The organism is Terriglobales bacterium, assembly GCA_035624475.1.
In the GTDB taxonomy this organism is placed as follows: domain Bacteria; phylum Acidobacteriota; class Terriglobia; order Terriglobales; family Acidobacteriaceae; genus DASPRL01.
Map to the genome: position 1 here is coordinate 1 of DASPRL010000189.1, position 11414 is coordinate 11414.

Consider the following 11414-nt stretch of genomic DNA (forward strand, 5'->3'; position numbering starts at 1 on the left):
GCCTACCGCACCTGAGCTTTGCCCGCATCCCCGGAGGACGGTGCGCCGGAGTAATAGCCGTCGCGGGCCTGCACCACCAGGTCTTTTCCCTTCGCGGTCACCCGGATGCGGTGGTACTCCGCGGTATCCGGGGCGCGATCGGGGGTGTAGCCCAGGTTGTACTGATTGCGCAGCTCCTCTTGGATCTGCTGGTAGACCTGCTCCAGGGGCTCCTTCTTCGAGACCTCGAACATGCGCCCGCCGGTCTCCGTGGCCATGCGCTCAAGGATCTTCTTGCCGTCGGGACGCTCCTCTTCCTGCCGGGGATAGCGGGGATAGCCTCCGCCGCTGCGGCGTCCTCCCCAGGGGCCGCCCATGCCACCGCGCTCCCAGCCGCCGCCGTAACCGCGGCCATCCTTGAAGAGGATGGCGTACACAATGGTGTTGGAGCGCTGGGCGGTCTCGATGGCGCGCTCCAGGCTGGTCTTGCTGCCTCGGTCCACGCCGTCGGAGAGCACGATCACGGCCTTCCTCCCCTGTTGCTTCTGCATGAGTTCGTCGGAGGCCAGGAAGACCGCGTCATAAAGCAGCGTGCCCGCGCGGTAGGATTGCCCGCGGCCGGCGCCGCCACCCCCGGAACGCGGAGACCCGCCTCCGGGATAGCCACCGCCCCGCGGAGACCCGCCTCCGGACGAACCCCCGCCAGACCTCGGTTCCGCCCCCGGCGCCGGCGTTTCCAGCAGGTTCAGGGCGTCGTCCAGCTTCTGCCGCGAGTTGGTCAGGTCCTGCAGCAGCTCCACCTCCCGGTCGAAGTGGATGAGGAACGCATGGTCCTTGTCTTCGCGCAGCACCTGGTCGAAGAACTTCCCGCTGGCCGAGCGCTCCGGCTCAAGGACGCGGAGCTGGCTCAGGCTGGTGTCCACCAGCAAGCCCAGGGTGAGAGGCAGGTCGGTCTCGCGGGAGAAGTAGCGGATGGTCTGCGGCCGGCCGTCTTCCTCCAGGGTGAAGTCGTTCTGTCCCAGGTTGTTGACGATCTTGCTGTGCTTGTCGCGCACCGTCACCAGCACGTTGACCACGTTGACGTCGACAGAATAGGTATTGGTCTGCTGGGCGGCGAGCGCAGCCGCCGCCGCGGCCGCGGCCACGCCGGCCAAGACCAGCAGCCGGCGGGGAGAAGCGAGATGGGCGAGAGACATAAGGGCCCCAGGTTCGAGCGGAGATTTGAGGGATCTAACCCACTGGATGCGGGTTTGTCGTGCGGGGTTGCGCCCCTCCGGCTCGAGCGCCCGCTCTGTGCTACAGTGAGCCTCGGACGGGCCCGTAGCTCAGCGGTCAGAGCAGGGGACTCATAATCCCTTGGTCCCAGGTTCGAATCCTGGCGGGCCCACCAATCACTTACGAGGTCCCTCGCAAGAGCCGCTCGGGATTCGCCAGACCACCACAATAGTCTGGACTTCAGGCCCCGTCCGCCGGAAAATGGCTGGCTGCACTTTGGGAGGAGCATTTCAGGAGGCAAGTATGCGCAAGCTCGACGCTCCACGGGCCACGATCTTGATGTTGGGTCTCGCCGTCTTGCTGGCGGCGCTGATCTGCTTGCCGGTGGCGGCCCAGGAGGCCCCGGCGACCTCGTCCTCGGTGGCGGCGGCTGCCCAGGCTAGTCCTTCGCCTGCACCCTATCAGCCCGCTGCCGTAGCCTTTGCCACGCCCCGGCCGGCCGCCGCGGCGGCTTCGTCCGACGGCCCCGACCCGGATCGCAAGTGGGAGGTCGAATTCCATGGCGGCGGCCTGCTGGCCACCAGCCCTTCCAGCGGCGGCGTCGCTCTGCCCGACCCCGGGGTACCCTTTGCTACCGTCGTTGGCCCCTCACGTTTCGAATCCTCCTGGTACTTCGGCGATGGCGCCGCTCTCTACAACCAGTTCGTGTCGGCATTCGCAGCCCCAGGCCTCACCAACACCATCAGCCCGCTTGACCCGGCGCTCAACAGTGAGGTCGTGCATCGGCAGCATGGCGCCGCCTTCGGGGGCCGCCTCTACCGCGAACTCAGCCCGCGCTGGGGCGTGGAGCTGAACTTCGACTACAACCTGGGTGAACTGGAGATGAGTGACAGGGGGCTGAACCAGATCGCGGCCACCAGCGCCAGTTGGCAAGCGGCCTTCACCCAGATGACCACGTTCATCGGGGCGACCGGAGTCACGGTCACTTCGACCGCGGCCGCTCACCGCAGCGACGGCCACCAGGCCCTGATCACCGGGGGCGCGGTGCTGAACCTCAAGACCGAGGGCCGGGCCATCCCCTACCTCACCTTCGGCCTGGGAGTCATCCACAACACCGGCGACATGCCGTTCGCCACCCTGGTGGGGAATTACAGCTTTACGTTTGCGGGGGCCCCCTTCAATGAGACCGACGCGGTGGGGATGCGGTACACCATCAGCGACAACGTCGTGACCGGATATGTCGGTGCGGGCCTCAAGTACTATGTGACGCCGCACTGGGGCATCCGCATGGACGTCCGCGACTACCTCAGCCCCAACACTATCGACAACCTGGTGGACGCCAGCCCCAGCCGGGTCTTGGGCGCGCCCAACGTCGCGTTTGTGTTCATTTCCTCCCCGACGATTCAGTTCAGCAACAACGCTGCCCTAGCGGACACTCTCACCGGCCCGGTGATCACGGGCTTCCGCACCTTCTCCAGCAACGGGGTCCAGCAGCAGATCGGGATCTCGGGAGGGATATTCTTCCGCTTCTGACTACGGCTCGGCAGGTCCCGGCCCGCACCGCTACGGTGCGGGCCTTTTCTTTGGCGGCGGCGCAGGCCCCGGCTCAAGAGCAGATAGGAAAACCGACACCTCGGGAGCCAAGGGCGGCCCGGCGGCGGGAGAAGCCTCGCCCTCAGGCGGCGACGTGGTCCGCCGCCAGCTCCTCCAGCAACTGCAGCAGCCGGGCGCGCTTTCCGGCGGGGACGTTGACGAACTCCAGCCCCATCCGCTCCTCGTCGGAGTGGCGCACGCGGGCCTTCAGCAGGACCAGGTCTCCGTGGACCTGGTCATGGTTCTGGAAGCGCAGGTCCAGCTCCGTCCCCACCGGATAGGAGACCGGGACCGCGAGCCCGATGCCCCCGGCGCTGATGTCACAAGCGCGGGCCATCCGGTATTCGCCCTTGGCGCCGTAGCGCACATCGATCTTTGCCGACAACCGGCGGTGCTTGCGTCGCTCGGAATAGTTCCTCATGATCCACCTCCCAGCCGTCCGCCCCGACCTCGAGCCCGGCGGACCTGTCGCGCTCCCGGCGCGATCCTCCAAGACGCAGGCTAAGCCGGGAGGGGATTACCGTCAAGTTACGGGGGTAATGGGGGCGGCGGGGAGCGGAAAATATATCGTGTGCGGCCTGTGCTTACTTCGGTAACGATGGGGTACGGCGCAAGTTATCAACGTAACTTGCCGGCCGCCCGCGTCCGCGCGAGACTGCCCTCAGCAAGGCAGAGATTCCCGGGTAGTAACGTGGAGGTTAACAGCATGCGACGACTGATCAAACAGGAGATGACCTGGAGCTGCTCCGAATGCACCTGGAGCTTCCAGACCTCGCGCCGCGCCAGCACCACCGAGGCCCTGCAACAGGCGACGTTCTTCTTCAACGCCCACAACTGCCGGCGGCACGCCAAGCCGGAAGCGGAGGCGGGAGAAGCCGTCCGGGTGGCTCCCTTCGAGCTCAAGCTCGACAAGCGGGCCTCCTGATCGGGGCTGGGCTCCGAAGCTGCATCGGCATGGCTGCCGGCGCCAGCGGCGGGCAGCGCAGGCCGGCTGCCCGTCGCAGCCGTGTCTAGAAGTGGAAGCCCACCTCCACCGTCTCCGTGCGCGGGGTCACAAAGTGCGTCCCGCTGAAGGTGGAGAGGAAGTTGTAGAGCGCCAGCTCGTTGGTCAGGTTGACCACGGTGAAGCGCAGGCTCCACTGGTAGCGGTCCCCGTGGAACAGGTTGTCGTGGCCCACCGCCAGGTCGAACAGGTGGCGGGGCGCGATGCGCGGGGGGTTGTGGTCGTCGTCCTCCATCCCCGGCGCCGGGATCTGGATGCGCGTGGAGCCGTAGAGCGAGGGCGCGCAGGTCACCAGCGGTGAGGACAAGGTCGGAAAGACGTTCCCGCAGAACAGTCCCGCCTGGATCTGCTGGTCCGCGGTCAGGCCGGTGAGATCGATGGGAGTGACGTTGTCCACTGCGAAGGGCACCGCCCCCGCTACCAGCCCGCTGTCATAGCGCCAGTTGAACGCCACCCACGGACCCCGTTTGCCGATCTGGTACTGCAGGTGCGTGGTCTGCTGGAAGGCCTGGTCGTGGTCGATGCGGAAGACCCCGCTGGGCGGCGAGCTGCCCAGGCCCCCCACCTGCGGGTTGAAGAAGCGCGCGTTCACGTGTCCCAGCACCACGAACGCCGTCAAGCCGTGGAAGTTCGGCAGGCTCAGCCGCGCCGAGACCCCGTCGATCTTCGAGTTGTGCCAGGCGATGGGGAAGAAGATGGGGGTGTTCAGCAGGTCGCTGAAGTCGTAGCCGTTGTGGGTGTACTTCCACAGATAGTCGGCGTCCAGCACCAGGTGTTTGCCGAAGGCCTGCTGGAAGCCGGCGTGAAACTCGTTGCGGTAGCCGGGAGGGATGGCGGCCGCCGAACTCTGCCCGAAGATGGCGTCGATCACCGGGTCGCCGGTCGCGCTGGCCAGGATCAGGTTCTCGTTGAACGGCGTCTCCATCACGCGCGCGTAGGAGGCGCGCAGCACGGTGTTGGTGCGCTTGATGTTGTAGGCCACCCCGGCACGCGGCTCGGCCTGCTCCCCGCTGGACAGCCCGCGGTAGATGTCGCCGCGGATCCCCAGGCTGATGGTCCAGTTGCCCTTGGTGATGGCATCTTGCACGTAGAGCGCCAGTTCCTTGATGTCGGCGTGGCCGTGGAAGAAGGACAGCGTGCTCAGCGGGCCGGCGCAGCCGTCGCCCGGCGCCGGGAACGGCCGTGTCAGGTCGAAGCAGCCCAGCAAGGAGACGAACGGCGCGCTGGCATTCGGATTGCCGGCCGTGTTGTCGAATCCCGGCGCGCACATGGAGGGGTCGGTCAAGGCGGTGTTGGGATCGCCTACGAAGTCCCCGGCGGCATTGATCACCAGGCAGGGCGAGTTGACGGTGGGATCGGTCAGGCCCAGGCTGAAGTTCTCGTTCAGGAAGGTGTGCTGGAAGGTCACCCCGAACTTCGCGTTGTGGATGCCCTTCACGTAGGAGAGGTCGGCGCGCACCCCCGCATTGGTGAGTCCCCGGCGCTGCGACACCGTCTCGGTCAGGTCGGAAAAGGGATCGGCGCTGGGATAGTAGTTGAAGCGGTCATGGCGCGCGAAGGCGATGACGGTCAGCAGGGTGGTCGGGCTGAAGAGGTGGGTCCAACTGGGGCTCAGGTTGTAGGTCAGGATCTGCGCCCGCTGGTCCTGCCCGAGGGTCGCCGCGTCGAAGGAGTTGGGCTCCTGGAACCAGGAACGGGTGAAGCCCAGATTGGCGTGCAGCGTATCCTTCTCGCCGAGCTGGAAGTCCACCCGGTCGAAGAGGTTCTCCTCGTTGCCCTTGGCGTGGATCACCTGAAACTCCGGTGGATCCAGGAAGCGTCCGGTGTTCAGTCCGCTCACTGCGATGAAGTTCCCCCACGTCTTGCCGCCCCAGCCCAGGTTGAAGTCGCCGGTCGCGGTCCCGAACGAGCCGTAGGAGGCGGTGACGCTGCCATGGGGGGTGGTTTCGCCCAACCCGGAGCGGGTGGTGACGTTGATGACCAGGCTGGTCTTGTCGCCATACTCCGCCGGGGGAGCGCCGGCGATCACCTCCAGCGAGCCGATGGAGTCCACCGGGAGCTGGTTGGAGAAGACCTTGCTTTGCTGGTCGGTGACGGGCTGGCCGTCCACCGAGAAGGAGTTCTCGGCGTGGTCGCCCAGGCCGTGGAACAGTCCGTTGGAATCGGCCACCACGCCGGGGGAGGCCAGGGTGACCAGCGAACTCACCGAGGACGACTGGCTCTCCAGCGGCAGCTTCTGGAAGAGCCCGCGGTCCACGTCGGTGTGGAAGTTGGGGTCATTCTCGATCAGGTCCGTGGCCGATGCTTCCACCGTGACCGTGGTCTTCGCGCCCTCCAGGCTGAGGCCGATCTGCAGGGAGATGGGCACTGCCGAACGCACTTCCACATCCTGCGCATAGGGCGCAAAACCCTTCGCCGTCAACACCAGGCGATAGGGGTTGAAGGGGACGTTGACGAAGTTGAACTCGCCCGCGCTCCCGGTGGTGGTCGTCCGGCGAAAGCCGCTCACCGAGTACGTGATCTCGACCGTGGCTCCCGGAACCACGGCGCCGGCAGGGTCCTTGACCGCTCCTGCAATCGTCCCGGAGTTGCTGGATTGCGCCCACGCCCCCAGGCACAGAAACAACCAGCCCAGAAGCAAGAGCATGCTCGATACGAAGCTTTTCTGCATTTTTCCTCCCTCCCCGCAGCCCGGGGGTGTCGTGGCGGGAAGGAAGGGGGCGGCGCCGAAGCGCACGCATCCCCCTCCGCCCAGCTTGGAAGTCGAGCCGGCGGTGGCGCCGGCAGGCTGTTCCAGCTAGGCGGCCGGGGGAGGACGGATGAAGAAGTCGGAGAGAGGGGCCCGACTGAGGAGGTGCGGGACGGCAGCAGCTTGCAAGGGCTGCGCCAAAACCGAGAACGGCAGGGTGACAGCGGCGCTGCGCAGCGCCGGAGCGTGCAGGGTCAGGCAGAGTTCGCAGCGCGAGTGGGAGCCGGCCAGGTCACGGTGGCTGTGCACCGCATCCAGGGCCACCAACGACACCACCGCCAGCAGCGCCAGCCACGCCAGCGCCCGCCGCCACCTGCCCGTCCTGGACACCCGTCCCACCTGAGTAGCCTTCGTCGGAGTATACCTCCTCCGAAGGCGGGCGGACTCGGTTTGGGATGGGTAGCGCATGGTCACACCTGGAGCACGTCGCCTTCCCTGGCCACCCACAGGTAGAGCACGGGATTGACGAAGAAGCCCAGCAGCAGGCGCGAGATGAGGCCGGCGACGATCACGATGGCGAAGGGCCGCTGAGTGTCGGAGCCGATGCCGGTGGAAAGTGCGGCCGGAAGCAGCCCCAGGCAGGCCACCAGCGCCGTCATCATGATGGGGCGCAAGCGCAGCAGAGCGGCCTCGCGGGTCGCGCTCCGGATGTCCATCCCTTCCAGCCGCAGCTTGTTGATGTAAGAGACCAGGATGACCGCGGTTTCGACCGAAACTCCCAGCAGCGCCAGCAGCCCCAGCACCGAGGAGACGCTGAAGGGCGTGTGCGTGAGCTTGAGGGCCAACAGCGCGCCCACCGGCTCGGTCAGGATCACGCCCAGCGCGATGGTGACGGGGAACTTGAAGTTGCCGTAGAGCGCGAACAGGATGAGGAAGATGAGCAGCACGGCCAGGGGTCCGATGACGTTGAGTTGCGCCTTGGCGGCCAGGAATTCGTCGTACTCGCCGCCCCAGGCCAGACGGTAGCCTTCGGGCAGGGAGACGTTCCTGCGCACCGCGGCCTGGCCGTCCTTCACCGCGCGTTCCAGGTCGCGACCCTCGATCGAGTACTGGATGCCGATGTAGCGCGAGTTGTTCTCGCGGTAGATGAACGACGCCCCGTTGCCCTGGCGGATCTCGGCCAACTGGCGGAGCGGGATCTGCTGGCCGTCGGGCGTGCCCACCAGCAGGTTCCCGATCTGCTGGGCGTTGGAGCGGTACTGCGGCTCCATGCGCACCACCAGGTCGAAGAGCTTCTCTCCCTGGATGACCTGGGTGGCCGCCTGCCCGCCCACCGCCGCCTCCACCACCGCCTCGACGTCGCTCACGTTGATGCCGTAGCGCGCGATCTTCTCGCGGTCCACGTCGATGATGAGGCTGGGCTGCCCCAGTTCGCGGACCACCGTCAGCGCGGTGAAGCCGGGCACCTGCGACAGCGTCTTCTTGATGGCCAGCGCCTTCTGCTCCAGCACTTCCAGGTCGGGTCCGTACACCTTCACCGCCAGCGAGCTCTTCAGCCCGGTGAGGGCCTCGTCCACCGCGTCCTCGGCGGGCTGGGTGTAGTTGAAGGTGATGCCGGGATAGGCGGTCAACCGGCGGTCGATGTCGGCGATCAGGTCTTCCTTGGTCCGGATCTTGCCCTGCCAGGCCTTGTCGCTGTAGGGCTTCAGGCCGACGTAGAACTCGTCGTTGAAGAAGCCGGTGGGATCGGTGCCGTCGTCGGGGCGGCCCAGCTCCGAGGCCACCTCCGTCACCTGCGGGTAGGAGAGCAGGATCGCGCGCACCTGCGGCGACAGCCTGCTGGCCTCTTCGAAGGAGATGGTGTAGGGCATGGTGGCGCGAATCCAGAGCGCGCCCTCGTCCAGGTGGGGCATGAACTCGCCCCCGATGAAGGGCACCAACAGCAGGGTCAGCCCGAAGATGGCGCTGGCCGCCAGCATGGTCGTGCCGGGATGGTCGAGCGACCAGTCCAGCCCGCGCGCATACTTCGCCTTGATCCACTCGAAGGGCTTGTTCACGCGCTCCTTGACCCCCTGCTGGAACCAGTAGGAGGCCAGCACCGGAACCAGGGTCAGGGTGAGCACCAGCGCGCCCAGCAGGGCGAAGGCCATGGTGTCGGCCATGGGATCGAAGAGCTTGCCTGCGGGCCCGCTGAGGGCATAGATGGGCAGGTAGCCGGCGATGATCACGGCCACCGAGTAGAAGATGGGGCGGTCCACGTCGCGCGCCGCCGCCAGGATCACCTCCTGCAGGCGGTACTCCTGCCCCTGGCGCAGCCCCAGTTCGCGGTAGATGTTCTCCATCATGACCACGGTACCGTCGATGATGATGCCGAAGTCGATGGCCCCGATGGAGAGCAGGTTGGCGTCGATGTTGTGGGCGTGCAGGAAGATGAAGGAGAACAGCAGGCTCAAGGGGATGGTGAGGGCCACGATGACGGCGGCGCGCGTGCTCACCAGGAAGAACAGCAGCACCACGAAGACCAGGATCATGCCCCGCAGCAGGTTGGCCTCCACCGTGTCGGTGGTGAGCCGCACCAGGTCGCTGCGGTCGTAGAAGGGCCGCACCTTGACGTCGCGAGGCAGGATCTCGCGGTTGAGTTCCTCGGTTTTCTTCTGCACCCCGGCAAGGACGGTCTGCGTCTGCTCGCCGCGGCGCATCAGGATCACGCCCTCCACCGCGTCGTCGGTGCGGTTGAAACCGAACTGGCCCAGGCGGGGCGCGTGCCCGATCACCACCTGGCCGATGTCGCGCACCCGCACCGGCACGCCCTTGCTGGCCCCCACGATGATATTGCCGATGTCGTCGGTGTTGCGTACCAGGCCCAGCCCGCGCACGTAGTAGAACTGCCCGCCCTGGGAGTAGAAGCCGCCTCCGGCGTTGCTGTTGTTGTTGGCCAGCGCCGTGACCACCTGGGGCACGGTCAGGTGGTAGCCGTACAGGCGCGCCGGATCCAGCAGCACCTGGTACTGCATGGTCTCGCCGCCCAGGCCGGAGTCGTCGGCCACCCCCGGCACCGACTTGTAGGCGCGCTCCACCACCCAGTCCTCGATGGTCTTCAATTCCTGCGGGCTGCGGTCGGGGCTCACCAGCACGTAGCGGTAGACCAGGCCGCTGGGGCTGAACAGCGGCGCCATCGAGGGCGTCACCCCGCTGGGCAGGGCCACCTCCGCCAGCCGCTCGAAGACCACCTGACGCGCGAAGTAGGGGTCCACGCCCTCGTCGAAGGTGAGGCGCACGTCGGAGAGCCCGTAGAGGGTGATGGAGCGCATCACCGTCATGTGGGGCACCCCGTTCATCTCCACCTCGATGGGCAGCGTGACCAGGCGTTCCATCTCCTCCGAGGCGTGGCCCGGCCACTGCGTGATGATCTCCACCATGGGCGGCGAGAGGTCGGGATAGGCGTCCACCGGCATGCGCCGGAAGGACTCGATGCCGGCGGCGGTGATGAACACCGTCAGCATCAGCACCAGGAAGCGCTGGCGCAGGGCGGCTTGGACGATGCGATGGATCATGCGGTGCGGCCCGATTCAGGCAATGGGTCCTTCCTCGCGCAAGGCTCCTTCATTGTTGCAGCGAATTGGCGAATTGCAGGAAGAGGCTGCCGTCCCCGGCCACCTTCTCTCCCGCCTTCAGCCCGCTGGTGATCTGGGTGCGCCCGCCCTGGCTCTCTCCCAGTTGCACCGGGCGCCGCCCGAACTGGTTCTGGCCCGCCAGCACGTACACGAAAGGCTGGTTCTCGGCGTCGCGCAGCACGGCCGCGTCCGGCACCACCAGCGCGCCGGCGATCGTCCCCGCCTCCACCGTCGCGGTCACGTACATGTCCTTCTTCAGCTTCTCGCCCGGGTTCTGGGTGTCGATGCGCGCTTGCAGGGTGCGCGTGCCCGGGTCCAGCGCCGCCGCGATGTACGAGATCCTCCCCTGGAAGACGTCAGGATAAGTGTCGGCCTGGATGCTGACCGGGTCGCCGACGTGTACCTCTGCGAGCGCATTCTGGTAGATGTTGGCCAGCACCCACACCGTGCTCATGTTGGAGATGGTGAAGCACTGCGTGGCTCCTGACTGGATCAGCTGCCCGGGCGCCACCAGCCGCTCCACCACCTCTCCGCTGATGGGGGCCAGCAAAGGCAGCTCGGAGGTGGCGGGCAGCTTTCCCAGCGCCTCCGGGTGGGCCACGCCCAGCACCTGCAACCCCTCCTCGGCCGCCTGGAAGTCGGCCTGGGCCTGGTTGCGGTCCGACTCCGCCTGCTGCAGGTCGCGCTCCGCGATGGCGTGGTGCGCATACAGGTCCTGCGCGCGCGTGTAGTTCTTCTCCGCCAGGTCGTAGGCGGAACGCGCTTTGAGGTAGGCGGCCCGCGCCTGCGCATAGTCGGGACTGGAGACGTAGAGCAGCACCTGCCCTGCCTTCACCTTCTGCCCCGGCGAGACCAGGATGCGGCTCACCGGCCCGCCCACCTCGGTGATGACCGGGGTGGTATGGAAGCCGTCGAAGGCCACCGTCCCGGTGAGACGCAGGCGGCGCGGCAGGCTCACGCTCTCCACCGTCGCCACCTGGACGTGCGGCATCTGCTCCGGGGGAACGGTAAACAGTTGCGCCTGCTCGCCGGCCTTGGCGCGGGCGGAGTAGGAGGTCATCTCGCTGGCGGAACGGTCGCCGCATCCCGCGGCCGGCAGGAGCAGCGACAGGAACAGGAGCAGGCCCGCCCCCCGGTATCCCGGCGCGGCCAGTCCCAGCGTGGATTGCGTCGTTTCTCTCATGGCAGATTCCGGGTCCCCACGGCTTGCTTGAGCTGCTCTAGGGAGACCATGTACGAGGCCAGGGCCTGGCGATAGGCCAGTTGCGTCGCGCGGTAGCTGCGCTCGGCATCGAGAAAATCGAGCAGCGTGGCGGCGCCG

The 11414-nt window shown here is 67.0% G+C and carries 8 protein-coding genes and 1 tRNA gene; 3 read left to right on the plus strand and 6 right to left on the minus strand.

Annotated elements, in window-relative coordinates; translation table 11 throughout:
* Positions 1-2: 2 nt before the first annotated feature.
* Positions 3-1175, minus strand: coding sequence for a VWA domain-containing protein (locus VEG08_07890; GenBank protein ID HXZ27905.1), 1173 nt, complete (start codon positions 1173-1175; stop codon positions 3-5).
* Between the two features lie 118 nt (positions 1176-1293).
* Between VEG08_07890 and VEG08_07895 the strand changes: the two genes are divergently transcribed.
* Positions 1294-1369: transfer RNA gene (locus VEG08_07895), tRNA-Ile, on the plus strand.
* Positions 1370-1497: 128 nt separating this feature from the next.
* The gene (locus tag VEG08_07900) at positions 1498-2727 is read left to right on the plus strand and encodes a hypothetical protein (protein HXZ27906.1); all 1230 of its coding nucleotides are present in this window, start codon (positions 1498-1500) and stop codon (positions 2725-2727) included.
* A gap of 142 nt (positions 2728-2869) precedes the next feature.
* Here VEG08_07900 and VEG08_07905 read toward each other — a convergent pair whose 3' ends face one another.
* Positions 2870-3208, minus strand: a complete 339-nt coding sequence (locus VEG08_07905; GenBank protein HXZ27907.1) for a PilZ domain-containing protein — start codon at positions 3206-3208, stop codon at positions 2870-2872.
* A gap of 285 nt (positions 3209-3493) precedes the next feature.
* On the opposite strand from VEG08_07905, the gene VEG08_07910 reads away from it, so the two are divergent.
* Positions 3494-3712 carry a hypothetical protein gene (locus VEG08_07910; protein HXZ27908.1) on the plus strand — a complete coding sequence of 73 codons (219 nt, stop codon included), beginning with the start codon at positions 3494-3496 and terminating at the stop codon, positions 3710-3712.
* Positions 3713-3797: 85 nt separating this feature from the next.
* On the opposite strand, the gene VEG08_07915 is transcribed toward VEG08_07910, so the two are convergent.
* The 4 genes from VEG08_07915 to VEG08_07930 form a co-directional block, all read right to left on the minus strand.
* Complete coding sequence (locus VEG08_07915) at positions 3798-6437, minus strand: TonB-dependent receptor (GenBank protein ID HXZ27909.1); 2640 nt, start codon at positions 6435-6437, stop codon at positions 3798-3800.
* 150 nt (positions 6438-6587) lie between these two features.
* Positions 6588-6869, minus strand: a complete 282-nt coding sequence (locus VEG08_07920; protein HXZ27910.1) for a hypothetical protein — start codon at positions 6867-6869, stop codon at positions 6588-6590.
* Positions 6870-6949: 80 nt separating this feature from the next.
* Positions 6950-10033 carry a CusA/CzcA family heavy metal efflux RND transporter gene (locus VEG08_07925; GenBank protein HXZ27911.1) on the minus strand — a complete coding sequence of 1028 codons (3084 nt, stop codon included), beginning with the start codon at positions 10031-10033 and terminating at the stop codon, positions 6950-6952.
* A 49-nt stretch (positions 10034-10082) separates the two neighbouring features.
* A complete protein-coding gene (locus VEG08_07930; GenBank protein HXZ27912.1) occupies positions 10083-11276 on the minus strand; it encodes an efflux RND transporter periplasmic adaptor subunit in 1194 nt (397 codons plus the stop codon).
* Between the last annotated feature and the right edge of the window lie 138 nt (positions 11277-11414).